Origin of the sequence: Haloplanus sp. HW8-1, assembly GCF_023703795.1 — an archaeon.
In the GTDB taxonomy this organism is placed as follows: domain Archaea; phylum Halobacteriota; class Halobacteria; order Halobacteriales; family Haloferacaceae; genus Haloplanus; species Haloplanus pelagicus.
Window position 1 is genome coordinate 312,087 of sequence record NZ_CP098518.1, and the last position, 17,583, is coordinate 329,669.

Annotated in this window: 19 protein-coding genes; 13 read left to right on the forward strand and 6 right to left on the reverse strand. The window is 66.0% G+C overall.

Annotation, left to right across the window (positions count from 1 at the left end; all coding sequences use genetic code 11):
* The first annotated feature begins 132 nt into the window (after positions 1-132).
* Complete coding sequence (locus tag NBT82_RS01600) at positions 133-2,070, forward strand: archaea-specific SMC-related protein (RefSeq protein ID WP_251329845.1); 1,938 nt, start codon at positions 133-135, stop codon at positions 2,068-2,070.
* Positions 2,071-2,105: 35 nt separating this feature from the next.
* Here NBT82_RS01600 and rdfA read toward each other — a convergent pair whose 3' ends face one another.
* On the reverse strand, positions 2,106-2,735 hold the full coding sequence (gene rdfA / locus NBT82_RS01605; RefSeq protein ID WP_251329846.1) for a rod-determining factor RdfA: 630 nt from the start codon (positions 2,733-2,735) through the stop codon (positions 2,106-2,108).
* A gap of 454 nt (positions 2,736-3,189) precedes the next feature.
* Between rdfA and NBT82_RS01610 the strand changes: the two genes are divergently transcribed.
* Positions 3,190-3,531 (forward strand): hypothetical protein, encoded by a 342-nt coding sequence (locus NBT82_RS01610; protein ID WP_251329847.1) that lies wholly within the window; start codon positions 3,190-3,192, stop codon positions 3,529-3,531.
* Between the two features lie 86 nt (positions 3,532-3,617).
* On the opposite strand, the gene NBT82_RS01615 is transcribed toward NBT82_RS01610, so the two are convergent.
* The gene (locus tag NBT82_RS01615; RefSeq protein ID WP_251329848.1) at positions 3,618-4,388 is read right to left on the reverse strand and encodes a DICT sensory domain-containing protein; all 771 of its coding nucleotides are present in this window, start codon (positions 4,386-4,388) and stop codon (positions 3,618-3,620) included.
* 517 nt (positions 4,389-4,905) lie between these two features.
* On the opposite strand from NBT82_RS01615, the gene NBT82_RS01620 reads away from it, so the two are divergent.
* From NBT82_RS01620 to NBT82_RS01645, 6 genes are all read left to right on the forward strand, one after another.
* The gene (locus NBT82_RS01620; protein WP_251329849.1) at positions 4,906-5,097 is read left to right on the forward strand and encodes a hypothetical protein; all 192 of its coding nucleotides are present in this window, start codon (positions 4,906-4,908) and stop codon (positions 5,095-5,097) included.
* Positions 5,098-5,330: 233 nt separating this feature from the next.
* A complete protein-coding gene (locus NBT82_RS01625; RefSeq protein ID WP_251329850.1) occupies positions 5,331-5,915 on the forward strand; it encodes an NADPH-dependent FMN reductase in 585 nt (194 codons plus the stop codon).
* The gene (locus NBT82_RS01630) at positions 5,912-6,199 is read left to right on the forward strand and encodes a winged helix-turn-helix transcriptional regulator (protein ID WP_251329851.1); all 288 of its coding nucleotides are present in this window, start codon (positions 5,912-5,914) and stop codon (positions 6,197-6,199) included. Before NBT82_RS01625 ends, NBT82_RS01630 begins: the two co-directional genes overlap by 4 nt.
* 63 nt (positions 6,200-6,262) lie before the next feature.
* Positions 6,263-7,180, forward strand: a complete 918-nt coding sequence (locus tag NBT82_RS01635) for a DUF7351 domain-containing protein (RefSeq protein ID WP_251329852.1) — start codon at positions 6,263-6,265, stop codon at positions 7,178-7,180.
* Positions 7,181-7,281: 101 nt separating this feature from the next.
* Positions 7,282-8,304, forward strand: a complete 1,023-nt coding sequence (locus tag NBT82_RS01640) for a threonine ammonia-lyase (RefSeq protein WP_251329853.1) — start codon at positions 7,282-7,284, stop codon at positions 8,302-8,304.
* Positions 8,305-8,611: 307 nt separating this feature from the next.
* Positions 8,612-9,844 (forward strand): MFS transporter, encoded by a 1,233-nt coding sequence (locus NBT82_RS01645; protein WP_251329854.1) that lies wholly within the window; start codon positions 8,612-8,614, stop codon positions 9,842-9,844.
* Positions 9,845-9,916: 72 nt separating this feature from the next.
* Here NBT82_RS01645 and NBT82_RS01650 read toward each other — a convergent pair whose 3' ends face one another.
* Entirely contained in the window at positions 9,917-10,060 is a 144-nt protein-coding gene (locus NBT82_RS01650) for a hypothetical protein (RefSeq protein ID WP_251329855.1), read from the reverse strand.
* Positions 10,061-10,171: 111 nt separating this feature from the next.
* Between NBT82_RS01650 and NBT82_RS01655 the strand changes: the two genes are divergently transcribed.
* A complete protein-coding gene (locus tag NBT82_RS01655; RefSeq protein ID WP_251329856.1) occupies positions 10,172-10,609 on the forward strand; it encodes a DUF4112 domain-containing protein in 438 nt (145 codons plus the stop codon).
* Between the two features lie 24 nt (positions 10,610-10,633).
* Here the strand turns inward: NBT82_RS01655 and mtnA are convergent, their stop codons facing one another.
* Positions 10,634-11,701, reverse strand: coding sequence for an S-methyl-5-thioribose-1-phosphate isomerase (gene mtnA / locus NBT82_RS01660; protein ID WP_251329857.1), 1,068 nt, complete (start codon positions 11,699-11,701; stop codon positions 10,634-10,636).
* A gap of 64 nt (positions 11,702-11,765) precedes the next feature.
* The gene (locus NBT82_RS01665) at positions 11,766-14,081 is read right to left on the reverse strand and encodes a hybrid sensor histidine kinase/response regulator (RefSeq protein WP_251329858.1); all 2,316 of its coding nucleotides are present in this window, start codon (positions 14,079-14,081) and stop codon (positions 11,766-11,768) included.
* Between the two features lie 131 nt (positions 14,082-14,212).
* Here NBT82_RS01665 and NBT82_RS01670 point away from each other — a divergent pair, with 131 nt between their 5' ends.
* Positions 14,213-14,764 carry a hypothetical protein gene (locus NBT82_RS01670; RefSeq protein WP_251329859.1) on the forward strand — a complete coding sequence of 184 codons (552 nt, stop codon included), beginning with the start codon at positions 14,213-14,215 and terminating at the stop codon, positions 14,762-14,764.
* A gap of 85 nt (positions 14,765-14,849) precedes the next feature.
* Here NBT82_RS01670 and NBT82_RS01675 read toward each other — a convergent pair whose 3' ends face one another.
* The gene (locus NBT82_RS01675; RefSeq protein WP_251329860.1) at positions 14,850-15,365 is read right to left on the reverse strand and encodes a GbsR/MarR family transcriptional regulator; all 516 of its coding nucleotides are present in this window, start codon (positions 15,363-15,365) and stop codon (positions 14,850-14,852) included.
* Positions 15,366-15,590: 225 nt separating this feature from the next.
* Between NBT82_RS01675 and NBT82_RS01680 the strand changes: the two genes are divergently transcribed.
* The 3 genes from NBT82_RS01680 to NBT82_RS01690 all read left to right on the forward strand — a co-directional run bounded on the left by NBT82_RS01680 (position 15,591) and on the right by NBT82_RS01690 (position 17,581).
* A complete protein-coding gene (locus NBT82_RS01680; RefSeq protein ID WP_251329861.1) occupies positions 15,591-15,833 on the forward strand; it encodes a hypothetical protein in 243 nt (80 codons plus the stop codon).
* A gap of 92 nt (positions 15,834-15,925) precedes the next feature.
* Entirely contained in the window at positions 15,926-16,750 is an 825-nt protein-coding gene (locus tag NBT82_RS01685; protein WP_251329862.1) for a DUF8054 domain-containing protein, read from the forward strand.
* Between the two features lie 138 nt (positions 16,751-16,888).
* Complete coding sequence (locus NBT82_RS01690; RefSeq protein ID WP_251329863.1) at positions 16,889-17,581, forward strand: HD domain-containing protein; 693 nt, start codon at positions 16,889-16,891, stop codon at positions 17,579-17,581.
* The last annotated feature ends 2 nt before the right edge of the window (positions 17,582-17,583 follow it).

A 17,583-nucleotide genomic window follows, 5' to 3' on the forward strand; every position in this document is an offset into this window, starting at 1 on the left:
GGGGCCGTCTTCGGCCGCGAACCCCCTTGGCCCGGCGGGACTTCTGTAACAAATGTAATGGTGTTATTTCGTGTCTGTCTCTGACACACGAACGGCCGTACTTTTTTATATGCCTGGACCCTGATCACCTGCATGACGAAGTCAAAAGGACTCGAGCAGACCGCCAAATTTCGAGTGGCGAAGGTCGGGGGTATCGACGAGACGACGGTCGACGTCGGCCCGGGTGTGACGGTGTTGACGGGTCGCAACGCGACGAACCGCACGTCGTTTCTCCGATCGATAATGGGCGTCATGGGGAGCGACGACGTCTCCTTGAAAGGCGACGCCACGGAAGGGCAGGTAGAACTCACACTCGACGGCGACCGATACACGCGGACCCTGTCACGGACGAACGGAACCGTGACGACCGGCGGCGATCCGTATCTCGACGACCCCGAACTCGCCGACCTCTTTGCGTTCCTTCTCGAATCGAACGAGGCACGCCGGGCGGTCGCGAGGGGCGCCGATCTGCGAGAACTCATCATGCGGCCGGTCGATACGGAGGCGATCCAAGCGGAGATCCGCGAATGTGAGCGGGAGAAAGAGCGGATCGACGAGGAACTCGCGGACCTGGAGGATCTGAAAGGGGAACTTCCCGAACTGGAGAAACGACGGAGCCAACTCGACGCGAAAATCGAGGACAAACGCGAGGAACTGGCGGCCAAGGAGGCCGACATCGAGTCGCTCGACGCCGACGTCGACGAGACGCGGGAGGAAAAGCGGGAACTGGAGACGCGACTCGACGACCTCCGGGACAAACGCGCCGAACTCGAACGCGTCCGGTCGGATATCGACCTACAGCAGGAGAGCATCGAGTCGCTGACGAGCGAGCGTCGCGAACTCGAGGACGAACTGGCGGACCTCCCCGAGACGCCGATGGGTGACCACGACGAACTCGAAGACGAGATCGCGCGCCTCCGGGATCGAAAGGACCGACTGGAGAGCGAGGTGAGCGACCTTCAGGACGTGATCCAGTTCAACGAGGACTTGCTCGACGGCGGCGATCGTTCGATCGCCGACGTGCTCGAAGACGGAAAGGGATCGGTGACGGACGACCTCGTCGACGACACGGTCGTCTGTTGGACCTGTGGCTCCGAGGTGTCGACGGAACGGGTTTCGGACACGCTCGACCAGTTACGCGAGGTCCGTCAGGAGAAACTGGACACGATCCGGACGCTGGAGTCGGAGTTAGAGGAGCTGAAAGAAAAACAGCGCCACCACCGGAAGCGGCAGCAACGCCGCGAGACGGCGGAGCGAAAGCTCGACGACCTCGAGAACGAACTGGATCGGCGCGAGGAGACGCTCGCCGACCTGCGCGAGGAGCGAACCCGCCTCAGCGACGACATCGACGATCTCGAATCCGAGGTCGAGGCGCTAGAGGCCGAAGAGTTCGGCGAGGTGCTCGACCTGCACAAGGAGGCGAACCAACTTGAGTTCGAACTGGGACGTCTCGAGTCCGACCTCGACGACGTGGCCGATCGGATCGGGACGATCGAGGACCGACTCGCCGAGGAGGACGCGTTACGGGTCGAACGCGAGGAACTCAGCGAGGAGTTGACGAACCTCCGGACGCGGATCGATCGGATCGAAGAGCAGTCCGTCGAGCAGTTCAACGAACACATGGACGCGGTGCTCGATCGTCTCGGGTACGCGAACCTCGAACGGATCTGGATCGAACGGGTCGAACGCGAGGTTCGGGAGGGGCGACGGAAGGTCGAACGGACGGCGTTCGAACTCCACGTGGTCCGCAGTACCGACTCCGGTGCGACCTACGAGGACACCGTCGACCACCTCAGCGAGAGCGAACGCGAAGTGACCGGCCTCGTGTTCGGCCTCGCGGGGTATCTCGTCCACGAGGTGTACGAGACCGTCCCGTTCATGCTGCTCGACTCGCTGGAGGCCATCGATCCGCCGCGACTCGCCGATCTGGTCGACTACATCGCCGACTATCCCCGGTTCCTCGTCGTGGCCCTTCTCCCCGAGGACGCACAAGCGCTCGACGACGACTACACACGGATCACCGATATCTGAGCCCCGCCGGTCGCCGCCACGCACGACGGCGTTTCTTACTTCGTCGGCCCCTCGCCGCAGTCACAGCCGCCCCGCTCCAATAGTTCGACGACGCCGTACTGTGCGCCACACTCCTCACAGAGGACGTCCACGTCGATGAACAGTCGAAACTCCCCCAGCGTCAACTGATCCGTCGATCGGAGTCGGTCGAGACTTCCATCGACGACGGAGCCGAGCCGTGACCGGAGGCGCTGAATCGTATCGAGTACGCTCTCGACGCGATTCCCGTCGCTCGGCCGCTCGTACTCGGCGTCTCGGTACGACGTGAGGTAGGACCTGATCGCCTGATAGGTGACGAAGTCGGATTCTAGCTCGTCGACGTCGATGCCGTTGCGTTCCAGGCGCGTCCGGGCTTCCATACGCATACCACTGCTCACGTCGTCGCCCGTCAGCAGACGATAGAGATTGGCGACCTCCCCGTCGACCGTAGACATCCCCGCATCGTCCAGCGCCGCCTCGAGGAGTTGCCGGTTGAACATGTCTGCCAGGTCCCTGAGGCTCTTGCGCCGCGATCCCTCGGCCGTCCAGAGCGCCTCCAACTCGTCGCCGAACGTCTCGTCGAAGCCGTAAGTGTCGATGAGCCTCGCGACCTTGCTCGACGGCCTCCCGTCTGCGTCGTTTACCATGGATTCCAACACCACTACGACGACCGGCCTCATATATTTGGTGACCCGTTCGGATCGGAGATAAAAGTATATCTAATAAGTAATATCCAAAGAAAGATACGAAATATTATGAATAAGAGATTTTTCTAACAAACGACGTCTTTATTATGATTTTTGAATTAAAATTTTATTTTGTGACGTTATTATTTAATTTTTTAATAAAAATGAGGATTTAGTGTATATAATGTAGTGAACTTTGTGTTCTATGATCAAGCGACGATACGAACGACGTTCGCGGAAAATTCGGTGTATTAGCGGTCGAGATCGATACTGACGAACCGAATGAACCCAAAACGACAAAATATTATCGAAAACAAATATATAACATATTTCTTATACTACTGCCGATCGAGTGCGCCACGGGGTCGGCTCCCGCGTCGGTAGGGTTTTGATTCGGGCGGACGATCGGTCGGCGATGGAACGGGCCGTCCGCGAAGTCGTCGCCAGTGGCGCGTTCGCGTTGCTATCGGGAACCGTGCTCTGGCCACCCGGAACAGTGTACTGGACGGCTATCGCAGCGGTCGTCGGGAAGAGCGTGACGCTCGGTGTCGTTCTCCTCGTTGCGGTCGGCTTCGGTGTGGGGTTCGGCCGACTGACGCGTGTCCGCGCCCGACGCTTCCTCGTGGGTGGTGTCGCCGCCTACGTCGTCGGGATGGTCGCCATCGAGGTCGTTTCGTCACCCACCAGTCCCGTCCACCTCGTCTGGTATGCAGCGGTGCTGGCCTGCCTCGTCGGTGGGACGGTCCTCGGCCGATGACCCGGGAGTGACGGGTCGCCGTCCCCCCGTCGGACGCGTGATCGGACGGCGCCCGCGGTGTCGTGCGTGGGTGTCCATGCCACGACTCACATCGTGCGCTCGACGTACCGGTTGACGGCGCGGACTCGTTCGGACCGAAACGTCCACACGGCGTCCCACTCGTTGTCGCCGACCTGTTCGGCGACCAGTGCCGCGTCACGGTTCTCCGGGTCCTCGCTGTGGTGGATGACGAACCACGAAGTGCGAAACTCGCCGGTATAGCCGGCGTGGACCACCCCCGAGAACTCCTTGGGCGGGAGCCAGTCCGGCACGCCGTAGACGTGAACGTCGACGTCAGTCGAGGCTATCTGCCGGTACGCGTCCCGTGTGCCGCGTTCGTCGTCGATCCTGGAGAGCCGCTGGAAGGACGACCGGAGCACTCCAGTGGCGTGGTTCCAGGCCAACTTCTCGATGTAGCGCGAGAGCATGATGAGCGGCAGTTTCTCCAAGTGAGAGGCCGGATACCCGCGGAGTCGGAACGGTGTCTCCGACAGCCCTTCGAGGACCGCCGGCAGCGTCACGTCTTCGAGGGATTTCGTTCCCGTTACGTAGAGATCGGAGTTGACCAGCAGGATCTCGTCTTCGAGCACCCGGAGCGGCGACGACGCGATCACGTCGCCGTCGTCGAGGACTACCACCACGTCCTCCTCGGTGTCCGGGATCTCGAGTTCCTCGACGTCGATGGACTGCTCGGCGAACAGTTCCTCCAGCATGTCCTGAACCGGCCGGGGACGCGTCCGGTTCACGATGGCCAGCGAGAGCTCAGCCACCTCCTCGCGCTCGATGAACGCCGCGAGCGAGTCCGGGGGGTCGATCATCCACTACCCGCTACGGTCAACGGATAAATAAAAAGCACCCTCGCGACGCGCCGTCGCGTCGCGGGTTGTGAATCGCCGCCGATCCGCCGGCGTAGTGGAGAACACCTGCTCCGGTGTACGCTGGCTGAACCATATCCTTCGTGACTCGCTACGACGTCGTGCAACGATGTCAGCGAACGACGTTCGACGCTCGATCGCCGTGACGGATCGCCCGACGACCCACTCCGACGCCGCCGGAGGTGACTGGTGATGGTGTTTTCCACCGGTCCGTCGGGAGCGGCGTTTCTGTTGGGACGGATGCTCTTCGCGCTCGTCGTGGGGTATCTCGCGTTCGGGAACCTGCTCGACCTCGAATCGTCGGTGGGATACGCCCGGAGCAAGGGGACGCCTTTCGCGTCGGTTACGGTGCCTCTGGGGAGCCTCGGGTTGATCGCGGGGGCGCTCGGCCCTCCTCGGTGTCTTCCCCACGCTCGGTGCGCTCGCCGTCGCCGGCTTTCTGGCGCCTATCACCGTCCTCATGCACGACTTCTGGACGATTGAGGGCCAGGACCGACGGAACGAGGGGATCCACTTCCTGAAGAACGCGGGACTGCTCGGCGTCGCGTTCGTCTTCCTGGCGCTCTCGGGGACGGTGTGGCCGCTACGCTGGGCGGGGGGCTCTGAGCCACGGTCGCCGGTCACCGGTGCAGCCGCCGGTCGCCGCCAGTGACCCCGCCGGCGCGGCCGCGCCGTGATGTCGCGGCCGCCCCCGTGTCTCGCCCGGACACACTGGCGCTTCTCAAACGAGTTTCACCTCGTCCCGGTGGCTCGCCGACCGCGGCCGCCAGCGACCCCTGAACACTGCCGTTTCACTCCGTCGCACACAGGTACCATCGTCGCTGGGTGAAGTTCGTTTCACAGAGCGGCTAAGAGGCTCGCTCGCGTCCATACGAGTGATTCGAGATGACCCGAAATACCCGACCCACTCAGGTCGTAGCGGTCTGTGGTAGCCTGGCGACCGACAGCGTGACTCGCGTCGCGTTGCAGGAGGCTCTGTCCGCCGCGGAGGCCGCAGACGCACGGACCAGCCTCGTCGACCTCCGGGAGTACCACCTCCCCACGTTCGACCCCGACGAACAGGACGCGGGCGACGCGCCCGAACTTCGCCGCCGACTGCGCGAGGCGGACGCCGTCCTGCTCGGGACGCCGATGTACCACGGCTCGTTCAGTTCGCCGTTGAAGACGGCGCTGGATTACAGCGGCTTCGACGAGTTCGAAGACACGACCGTCGGGCTGCTGGCCGTCTCCGGCGGTGGCTTCCCGCGCCCGGCCCTCGAACAGCTTCGATCGGTGTCGCGGGCGCTCGACGCGTGGACGCTCCCTCTCGACGTTGCTGTTCCGAACTCCTACGAACAGGTCGACGACGACGAACTCGCCGACGACGCGATCCGTGACCGCGTCCGTGACCTCGGCGCCGAACTCGTTCGGCACGCGGGCATCGCACGGTACCCGAACATCGCGGAGACGACGCCCCAACACGCCGATTGATCCATGTCAAGTCCGATGCCCTCCGCGGGACGGAGCTTCGATTCAACGAACTCAAGCGCGCCACGGCCGGTCGCTCGAAGACGCTCTCGGACGTGCTGGAGGTGCTTGGGGAGAAAGACCTCATCACCCGCCGCACCGAAGAAGCGGCGCCGATCGCCGCCTACTGCCGACTCTCCGAGAAAGGAGAGACGCTTCTCGACCACCTCGAGGAGGTGAGTGCGTGGGCCGTGGAGTGGATGGACGGAGTCGACGATCCGGACGACCGCTTCCCACGATTCGAGTAATCCGCCCGGACGACACCCTCCGAGGAGCGAACGTTATGGGCCCCAGCGTCGAAACGTCCCGGTATGACGGGGACGGCCGACGAGGTTCCGGCAGACATCGATCCGCAGGACGCCTTTCAGCTGTTTAGCCACGAGTTGCGACTCGAGATACTGTTTGCCCTCTGGGACGCGCCGGACTACTCCTTGCCGTTCTCGGAGATGCAGACGGCGGTCGGCGAACGCGACTCGGGGAAGTTCACCTACCACCTGGAGAAGCTCACCGGTCACTTCGTCGCGGAGATCGACGGCCAGTACGTCCTCCAGTATGCGGGCCACCGCGTCGTCGACGCCATCCAGAGTGGGGTCTTTCACACCTCCCCGACCGTCGAGGCGGTCGCGGCCCCCGGTGTCTGTCCCACGTGTGGAGCCTCCCCGACTTTCGACTACGACGATCACCTCGCGACGGTCACCTGCTCCTCGTGTGGGACGAAACTGATCGAGTATCCCTTCGATCCGGGCGGGTTCCAGGGCCGGTCTCTGGACGCGGCCATCGACGCCTTCGACGACCGGACGAAGTACAAGTGGCGCCTGGCCTCCGGCGGCGTCTGTTTCGTCTGTGCCGGTCGTGTCGCCGTATCGTACGCCGAGTCACCTCACGAACTGGCGCGACACGACCGATACAACTCGTTTTTCGCCGAGGACCATCCCGCAGTCCTCCACTTGACCTGTCGGAACTGCAGTTTCTTCAGTTACGTCCCGGTCGGCGTCAGGCTGCTCGACAGTCCGCGCGTCGTCGGCGAACTCGCCATGCGCGGCGTCGACACCACGGACCGATTCCTGTGGGAACTCCCGTTCGTCACGGATCCCGACCGCCTGACGGTTCGGAGCCGCGATCCGTGGGAGGTCCTCGTCGAGGCCACGACGCCAAGCGGGACGCTCGCCGTTACGCTCGACGACGACGCCGCAGTCCGAGCCATCACCACTCGCCCGTCGGAGGGGTAGAGAGGAGCGTCCGCTCCTGGGTCGGCGACGCGGTGGCGTGGGGCTTCCATCGACCATCGCCACCCGAGCGGTTAACTGGCCTCCCGGGACAGGGATACGACATGAGCGAGTACGACCGAGTCGACTCTCCCGACGCGACCACCGTGTTCTCGTATCACGACCTCACGCCGCCACGGACGGCCGACGTGTACCGGGCGCGGTCGGTCGTCGACCGACATCTCCTGCGAACGCCGCTGGTTCGAAGCGAACCCCTGTCCGCCGAGTTCGACGCCGACGTCTACCTGAAACGGGAGGACACGCTCCCGACGGGGGCGTTCAAGGTTCGCGGTGGCCTCACCCTGGTTTCACGGCTCGACGCCGAGTTTCACGACCCCGGGCTGATCGCCGCCAGCACCGGGAACCACGGCCAGTCGGTCGCCTACGCCGGCCGCACCTTCGACGTGCCGGTGACCGTCGTCGTCCCGGAGGACGCCAACCCCTCGAAGGTGGCGGCCATGGAGCGACTCGGCGCCACGGTCCGCTTTCACGGCGACACCTTCGACGAGGCTCGTGAACACGCCGAGACGCTGGCCGCAGAGGAGGGGTACCGGTACGTCCACTCGGCGAACGAACCGTCGCTCGTCGCCGGCGTCGGAACTGCCGGCCTCGAAGTCGTGGAGGACCTCCCCGACGTCGACTACCTGTTCTGTCCGGTCGGGGGCGGATCGAGCGCCGCCGGCTACTGTCTCACGGTCGGCGCCCTCACGGAGGCGACGGTGATCGGCGCCCAGTCGGAGGCCGCTCCGGCGATGCACCGGGCGTGGGCGGAGGGGATCCTCGAACCGCACGATCGGATGGAGACGTTCGCCGAGGGCGTGGCCACGCGGGTCCCGTTCGCGCTGACGACGAGGTTACTCCGCGAACGACTCGATGACTTTCGACTCGTGAGCGAGGCGAGCATCGAACGTGGCGTCCGGGACCTGTACGCGGACGAGCGGATCCCGATGGAAGGTGCCTGTGCGACGAGTCTGGCGGCGATGCGTCAACTGTCGGACGATCTCCGTGGATCGACGGTCGTGTTCCCCATCTCCGGCCGGAACGTCGACCCGGACACACTCGAATCGATCCTCGACGGTGCGGCGTAGGCACGCGGCTCGTATGGCCGTGTCAGGACCGCCGCGGATCGTCCCGTGGGGCGTCCTGACACTCCTCTAGGTGTTCGGGGAGGGACTCGACTCGGTTTCCACAGAAGGGGCACTCGGAGCGCATGTGTTGAGTCGGTGATCGTTCACGCCCTCCTGATTTGTACCTTCCGCCCGAATTATCTATTTTGGTAACAGTATCGCCGCTCCCACCGGGAACGTGCGACCCTCCCGGCCGTCGGCGCTCGGTCAACCGGCAAACGCACAGCCCTTCACGTCCCTCTTAACCCTCTATACAGTGCGGAACACTGTGTCCCGTCTTCGTCGAGCGTTCCTCGGGCCGGTCGAGACCCTTCGCGGTGACGGTCGCGGGTGGATCCTCCTGACCGTCGCCGTCGGCTGGTTGTTCACGCTCGGCCTGCGATTTCTCATTCCCACGCTGCTCCCACAGGTTAAGGCCACCTTCGACCTCGACAACGCGGCTGCCGGTCTGGCCGTGACGGTCATCTGGGGCGGTTACGGGCTGATGCAGTTCCCCGCGGGGCTACTCGCCGACCGTCTCGGTGAGCGGGCCGTTCTCGCGACGAGCCTCGCGCTCAGTGCGGGCAGCCTCGCTCTCCTCGCGGCCGCACCGCTGTTCGTCGTCTTCCTCGCGGGGACGGCGGCGTTCGGCGTCGGTTCCGGGCTCTACGGCCCGGCCCGGGGCACCTCGCTCTCGAAGGCGTTCCCCCGGAACGACGGCACCGTGTTCGGCATCACGCTCGCGGCCGGGAGTCTCGGCTCCGCGGTCATCCCCCTCGCCGCGGGCACGGCCGTCGCCGCCGTCGGGTGGCGATTCCTCGTCGGGGGCACGGCGCCCGCCTTCCTGGTCGTCGCCGCCCTCGCTTGGACGACCCTCCCCGAACCCATCGAGTCGGGGACTCGCCCCGACGGTGGCGAGTCGGTCGTGGACGCTCGCACCCTCCGGGACGTGGTTCGGGACCTCCTCCGGGCACTCCGGAACCGGAACGTCCTCCTCGCCGGCGTGGCCGTCACGTTCTACCTGTTCGCCTTCCAGGGACTGACCGCGTTCCTGCCCACCTACCTCGTGACACACGAAGGCATCGATCAGGGCGTGGCCGGCGTGATCTTCGCACTGCTGTTCGTCGGCGGGGCGGTCAGTCAACTCGGGGTCGGCTCGGCGGCCGACCGGTACGGCCCGCGGCCCACCCTCGTCGCCGTCACGGCCGCCGCCGTCGTCACGCTCCTCGCCGTCCCCTTCGTCGACGGCCGTCTCGCCTGGAGTGTGCTGGTCTTACTCCTCGGCACGCGCATGGCCCTCGCCCCGGTGACGAACTCCTACATCGTCGCGCGGCTTCCGGCCGACGTGCAAGGGGCCGCGTGGGGCTTCCTTCGCACCTGTCTGTTCATCGTCGGCTCCACCGGCTCCCTGTTCGTCGGCGCGATGGGCGACGCCGGCCGCTTCGACGCCGCCTTCCTCGCGCTCGGCGGCGTCACGGCAGTGGCAGTCGTCTGCTACGCCGGGCTCTCGCCACGGGCGTGACTGGGCGACGTCGTGCTGTGGCCACCCGAAGAATCGGTGCGGGTCGTGGACGGGGCGTCGGGCCGACGGCTGCTACTCGTCGCCGCCGTCGGTCAACAGGTCGACCTCGACATCGCCTTCCGCCTCGAACTCGTCCGGCGTCCAGTCGTCGTCCTCGGCCTCGATATCTTCGGCACGCTCGTCCCACCGGATCGTACGCTCGGAGTGATGGCACATGGAAACATCACCTATGGTGCCGTGAGGGCTCGACGCTCATAACCGTTCCGTGGGGGTCTCGCTTGCTGTCCAACCCCCGACCTTATTCGGCTCGCGCCCCCACCGTTGCCCATGAGCGACGATCTAACGGCCGCGTTCGACGCGACGATCGACGAACTGCCGGCGTCGGTCGACCGGGCCGCAGTCCGACGGATGCACCTCGTGGCCCGCGTCCTCGACGACAGCCTTCGGATCCCGGGCACGGAGTTCCGGATCGGACTCGACCCGGTCCTCGGCGTCGTCCCGGGTGCGGGCGACGCGGTGAGCGGCTGTCTCTCCCTGTATCTCGTTCTCGAATCGGCCCGTCTCGGCGTCTCCTACGGCACGCTGATCCGGATGCTCGCGAACATCGGGGTGGACGTCGCCGGCGGGTCGCTCCCCGTCGTCGGCGACCTCTTCGACGCCGTGTGGAAGGCCAACAGACGCAACTTCGATCTCGCCCTGGCCGATCTCGCGGCCGAGGGCCGTCGCGACCCCGCGAGCGATGCCGTCGAGATCGAGATCGAGTGACACTCGGTCGTTCGTCCGGCCGGGTCAAGTGGTCGCCCGCTCCTCCGTCGTCTCGAACGACGACCGGTCCAGCGGCGGTTCGTACACGCCCGTCTCGGTGACGAGGTAGTCGACGAGTTCCATCGGTGTCGGATCGAACGCCGGGTTGTACACCGGTGTCCCCGACGGCGCGTTGGGGGTGCCGTAGATCTCGCGCAGTTCCACCGGATCGCGCTCCTCGATCTCCACCTCGTCGGCGCTTCGCTCCGTGTCGACCGTCGAGTGAGGCGCCGCGACGACGAACGGGACGTCGTGACGGTCGGCGACGACCGCCTGCTTGTACGTTCCGATCTTGTTGAAGACGACCCCCTGATCGCCGAACTGCTCGCCGCCGTCGAGCACGACCCGATCCGCGCCGACGACGACGGCGTCGACCATCCCCTCCTGCATACACAGGCCGCTCGCGTTGTCGGGGATGAGCGTCACGTCGACGTCCCGCTCCCGGAGTTCGACGGTCGTGATGCGCGATCCCTGGTTGAGTGGGCGCGTCTCGTTGGCGATCACGGAGACCGTCTTTCCCGCCTCGTGTGCGGAGTAGACCACGCCGAGAGCGGTCCCCCAGTCGACGGTCGCGAGGGCGCCAGCGTTGCAGTGGGTCATCACTGTCTCGCCGTCCGAAAGCAGCGTCGCACCGTGTGCCCCGAGCCGTCTGTTCCGCTCGACGTCGGCGTCGGCGATCCCCTTCGCGGCCGTCAGGGCCCGCTCCCGTGCCTCGGTGACCGACGAACACGCCCGGAGTTCGGCGAGGACGGTCTCGACTTCGCGGGCCAGATTTACCGCCGTCGGCCGTGCGGTCGCGACGGCCTCGGCGTCCGCGGCGACGGCGTCGAGGTAGGCCGCGAATCCGTCCTCGTCGGCCCGCCGTGCGGCGAGTGCCACCCCGAAGGCCCCCGCCGCACCGAGTGCGGGCGCGCCCCGGACCCGCAACCGCTCGATGCTCTCGACCAACTGTGGAACCGTCTCCGCGTGGTACGCCGTGTACTCCTCGGGGAGTTTCGTCTGATCGACCATCACGATGCAGTCGCGGTCGTCGTCCCACGCGATCGTTCGCATGGGCGACGATAGCACGCCACCGGGCTTAACGTCTCCCTTCGTCCCCTGGCCCGCCGCTCGCGGCTCAGTCCGGCGGTCGCGTCGCCCCGTTCTCGACGTCGATGACCTCGATGCGTGTCCCACCGTCGGCGCCCTCGTCGACGGAGACCTCCCAGCCATGGGCGCCCGCGATGCGCTCGACGATTCGGAGGCCCAGCCCCGTCCCGTCCGATGCGGTCGAGTACCCCGTATCGAACACCGCCTCCCGGTCCGCCAGCGGGATTCCGGAGCCGTCGTCGGCCACGTAGAACCCCTCCGCCATGTCGCCGACGGTGATCGTCAGGCCGTCCGACGGTCGGCCCCCGGGGCTCCCGTGTTCCACGGCGTTCCGGAGCAGGTTCTCGATCACCTGTCGGAGCCGACTCCGGTCGGCCACGAGCGTCCGCTCGGTCCGCACGTCGAGGGTCGCTCCCCCCGTCTCGACGGTTCGCCAGCAGGTTCGAACCAGGGCCGCCAGATCGACCGACTCCACCTCCCCAAGGGTGTCGCCCTCGCGGGCGAGCGTCAGGAGGTCCTCGATCAGCGTCTCCATCCGCTCGAGCGACCGCTGGACGGTGGGAAGATGTTCGTTGTCGCACTCCGCCATCGTCAGTTCGAGCTGCCCCATGGCCACGTTCAACGGCCCACGGAGGTCGTGCGAGAGGATGTTCGCGAAAGACTCCAAGTGTTCGTTCCGCCGGGCTAGTTCCCGTTCCCGGGCACGGAGTCGCTGGGTCCGCGAGACCTGTTCGAGCGCCGTGGCGAGGTTGCCGGCCAGGATCTTTCCCAGGACGAGATCCTGCTCGTCGAAGGCCGACGGCCTCGTCGATCCCGCGATCAGGAGGCCGTCCTGTCCGAGGGGTAAGTAGAGTTCGCTCCGCATCGCCGAGTCCGGGTCGTAGACGTCGGGGTCGTCACGGACGTCGTCGACGGCGAACGCCTCGCCGCGCTCGAAGCTCCGCCACGCGATGCTCCCCTCGCCGGTGAACGTCGGTGGTTCGCCGATGAGGTCGGCGAGGTCCTCGGTGTACGCCACGGGGACGAGCCCCGAGTCATCCTCGTCGCGGAGGTGGACGGAGTTCATCTCGAGACCCAGGATCTCGCGTGCCGCTTCGACGCCGATCTCGGCGACCCGCTCGCACCGATCGGCGGCCATCAACTCTTGTGTCGTCTCGTGCAACGCTTCGAGACGGCGCTCGCGCCGCACCCGCTCGGTGACGTCCCGCGAGATGCCCACCGCCCGTCGGCCCGGCGCCCCGTCCACGTCGACCGTGGCGCTGATCCAGCGGTACTCGCCCGTCTCGGGGTCCGGCACGGTGCGGTACTCGATCTCCCCCCGATCCCGGTCGCCCTCGATCAGTTCCCGGTGGAACCGTCGGAACGCCGCCCTGTCGTCCGGATGGACCGCCTTCTCGCAGTGTTCCTGCCACGTCGGTATCTCCTCGGGTCGGTGGTCGAAGAACCGCCCGTAGGTGCCGTGACGGACGACCGCTCCGGTGTCGAAGTCGATCTCGAAGACGATCGACTGCGTCTGGTCGAGTGCGAGTTGCATCCGCTCGCGCGCCCGGTCGAGTTTCCGCTCCCGTTCGTTGCGCTCGGTGACGTCGATGGCGATGCCGAGCACCGCATTCCCGTCTCCCTCGGTGACGTCGTACGGCAACAGCCGGGGTTCGAAGACGCGCGTCTCGCCCGTCGCGCCGGTCAGTTCGATCTCGGAGATGCGCTTTGATTCCCCCGTTTCGCGGATCTCCTCGGCGTCCCGCCGGAACCGTTCCGCCGACGCCTCGTCGAGGACGTCCGTAACGGAGGCGCCTTCGAGGGCCTCGACGGTCGTGCCGTGAAACGCCGCCAGGGGCTCGTTCGCGAGCAGATACGTGCCGTCGTCGACGACGAACAGGAAGTGTGACAGTGAGTCGACGATCTTCCGCAGGCGACGCTCGCTGCGTTCGACCAGCCGTCGCGAGCGGTCGTGTTCGACCGCGTTGAGGATCCGGTTTGCCAGCACGGCGTACTGGTCGGTGCCGGCCTCCTTCTGGAGGTAGTCGGTCACGCCCGCCGAGATGGCGTCGCTGGCGACCTCTTCGCTCCCCTTCCCGGTGAAGAGGATGAAAGGAAGTGAGGGATCCGTCTCGCGGACCGCCTCCAGGAACTCGATCCCGCTCCTCCCGGGCATGTCGTAATCCGAGACGACACAGTCGTACGCGTCCGTCGCGAGTCGATCCAGGGCCTCGGTTGCGTCGGTCGCCGTGTCGACGGCCAGTCGGACGTCTTCGCGTTCGAGGAAGGTGGCGGCCAGTTCGGCGAAGTCCGGGTCGTCGTCGACGTGCAGGACGCGAACGGGTTCCGAGGGGTCCCTGCTCATCGGTTCGGCTACTGGTGACGGTGGAATAACGGTTCGCATGCGAGTATCAGCGCTGAAAACCAGGTGCCGGCCGACGGATGTTCTGCCGTCCCACCAATCTATTTCCCGGTGCCCCGCACACGACTCGATAGATGGCTCCCTACGAGGCCTTCGACGACGGCGTGGAAGTCCACGGCCGGACGATCCTCAGCGTCGTCGACGACGCGCTCGCCCGGTTTGCCGACTCCTATCGGGAGACGGCGTACGACACCCTCGCGGCCAACGGCATCGACGATCCGTCACCCGACGAGTGGTATCCCCAGCAGGCGTGGCTGGACACGTTCGCGGTCATCGCGGCGGAACTCGAACCCCACATTCTGGATCGTCTCGGCGAACAGATCCCCGACGTGGCCGACTGGCCGGACGAGCCCTCGTCCGTGGGCGACGGCCTGCGCGCCATCGACGAGGCCTACCGACGGAACCACCGCGGCGGCGACATCGGCCACTACCGCTACGAGTCGACCGGCGAGCGGACGGGCGAGGTGACCTGTAAGAACCCCTATCCCTGCGAGTTCGACCGGGGACTGATCCGCGCGACTGCGCGGGAGTACGCCCCCGTCGAGTCGTTCGTCTTCGTCGAGGAGCGGGGCGATCGGTGTCGGCGCGACGGCGACGACGCCTGTGTCTTCACCGTGTCGTGGTAGCGTCATACGGGTCACTGTAAGTCATCACCGGTGGTTCGCCGAGACAGTCCGGCGAACCATCGGTAAACAGTTACAGTAATCCGTCTCAGTCGGCGTCGTAGGCCTCGATCGCTTCGATCAGTTCCTCGACCGAGTGGTCCATCGCGAGTTCGAGGAGCGTCTCGAACTCCTCGTAGGTGGTCGCCAACGTCTCGATCCGGTCGCTGGCCCCCGACTCCGCGTCACCCTCGTCGAGTCGAGTCAGCGCCCGATCGAGCGTCCGCCGGGTCGTCCCCATCTCCCGGGCAACGTACTGTTGAAACACGTCCTGCAGGACGAACCAGAGATCCGTTTCGGGGTCGAACCGGACGCGGCGTCCGCCACCACCCGAGGATCGACGGCGGATCAGGCCGATTCTGGTGAGCTTCCGGGTTACGTTGCTGATCGTCGACTTCGCGTATCCCGTCTCCTCCACCAGTTCGGGGATCGAGAGCGGTTCCGTCGCGAAATAGAGGACCCCGTACACCCGCCCGGCACTCCGGCTCAGTCCGTACACCTCCGCGGAGCGTTCCATCGACTCGATTACCTCCTCCCGGACGACGTCCGGTTCGTCCCCGCTCATCGTCGTCTCCCCGCGTCGCCCGGGCAGTCGGTCCGCCGTTGGTTCACGTCCGGACGTGACGAATCGTAAGTATTAAACTGTTTGGTCTGGATGTTCGGAACGAGCCGAACGAACAAAACAAGCGGCTCATCCCCCACCGACGCCGGATAGCTCCCCCCGCCACGATTCGGACGACCCCCCGTCCGCTTCGGCCCTCACACGCTCCGGCGCGGAGGTTCCCCACCCATGCATTCCCGTCAGACCCCCCGTACCCGTCCCCGATGTGCCCGACTCGCCCAGTGTACGGCGAGCAGTCCCCTCCCGGTCGCCCTCTCGGCCGTGTTGCTGCTCGCACTCGTCCATCCCGCGGCCCCTGTTCTGGGGCTGTTCCTCCTCTGTGGGTGGCGACTCGGTCGTCGTCCCGCCGATCGACCCCCCCACCGCCGCGGCCGTGACGGCGATCCCTCGGCCGCGACCCGGCGGGCCTGATCGCCGCGCCGGGCAATCCCCTCCGTCTCCCTGCCGTCCCCGCGACCGACGGGGAACTATTTATTGACCGCGGGATACTTTGCTCAGGTAACATGTCTCTCGGTGACCGCGTGGACCGCCTCCGTCAGCCCGAATACACCGGAACAAACCGGTGTCTTCCGTGTACGGTCGTCAACCTCGCCCTCGCCGTCGTCGTCGCCGGCGCCGTCGCGGCCGTCTCACCGGTGGCGGCGGCGGCGGTTCTCGCGGTGTCGGTCGCCGCCGTCTATCTCCGTGGGTACTTGGTACCCGGGACGCCGACGTTGACCAAGCGCTACCTCCCAGACGCCGTGTTGCGACTGTTCGACAAGCACGGGGCGGCCCCGCTGACCGTCGACGACGACGCGGCTCTCGAATCCTTCTTGCTCTCGGTCGACGCCGTTGAGCAGTGCCGGGAGGGGACCGATCTCTGTCTGACTGGGGGGTTCCGGGCGGCGTGGAACGACCGCATCGCCCGGTTCCGCGACCGTGGCGTCGAGACGGGCGACGTCGCCGCCCTGTTCGACGGCCTCGACGTCGATCCCGCACGGGTTCGGACCGAGTCACGTGGGGATGCCTACGAGGCCTACGACGACGACGCTCGGGTGGGTCAGTGGGAGTCACGGGCGGCCTATCTGGCCGACCTCGCGGCCGAGGCGGAACTCCGCGAACGCCACTCGGGGTGGCACCGGCTGGACGTCGAGGCCCGGATGGAGGTTCTGGGATCCCTGCGTTTGTGGCTGGAGCGTTGTCCGTCCTGTGACGGACCGGTGACACTCGGCGAGGACACCGTCGAATCGTGCTGTCGCTCCATCGACGTGATCGCGGCCACCTGCGAGTCCTGTGGTGCCCGCCTGTTCGAGGCGGAGTTCTCGCCGGAGGCGATGGCGACCGGCTGACCCGAGTCTTTCGGTCACCGTCGCGTGGCCGCGACGGCCTCGGCTCGCTCGATCCGACTGACGCTGTCGTAACGCCTAATAGTCGAACACTCTTTTTTTCGACAATGAGAGATACACGAACGCAACGGAGGTGGAATCGTGGGGGTTGAAATCAAGGAGTCCGACGTCTCGGACGAGGAGTTCGAGGAGATGAAGCGGTTCGTCTCCGACTACCTCTCGGCGAGCGTCGAGAGCGAGAGCGACGGCGGACGCATGCGGTGGTACCCCTGGCACAGCGCCGAGTACCGCTTCAATCACACGCTGAACGTGGTGGAACTGGCGACCGAGATCGCCAGCCGCGAGGGCGCCGATCCCGACGTCGTCCGCGTGGCCGCGCTCTTTCACGACATCGCGAAACTCGAAGCGGAACAGGATCGCCACGCCGACGAGGGCGCCCGCGTCGCCCGCGAGTATCTCACCGCACACGGCGAGTATCCACAGTCTTTCGTCGATCAGGTGACACAGTCGGTCCGCGAACACTCCTATCAGGGTCCGCTGTCGGACGTCTCGCTCGAGACGCAGTGTCTCATCGAGGCCGATATCCTCGACAAGATCGGCGCCAACGGTGCGGTGTTGATGCTTCTCCGGATGGGGTACGAGTCGCGGACGCACATGGACGCCGGCGAGATGATCGACCGCGTCCTCGACCGCGGTCACGACGCGTCGAGACGCGTCGAGAGCGACGCCGCCGAGGGGATCGCCCACCAGCGACTCAAACGCGTGAAGTGGTTCCGTGAGTGGCTCGAAGGGGAAGTGCCGGGTCTCGAGTCGCGGGACGACGATCCGGTCTGACG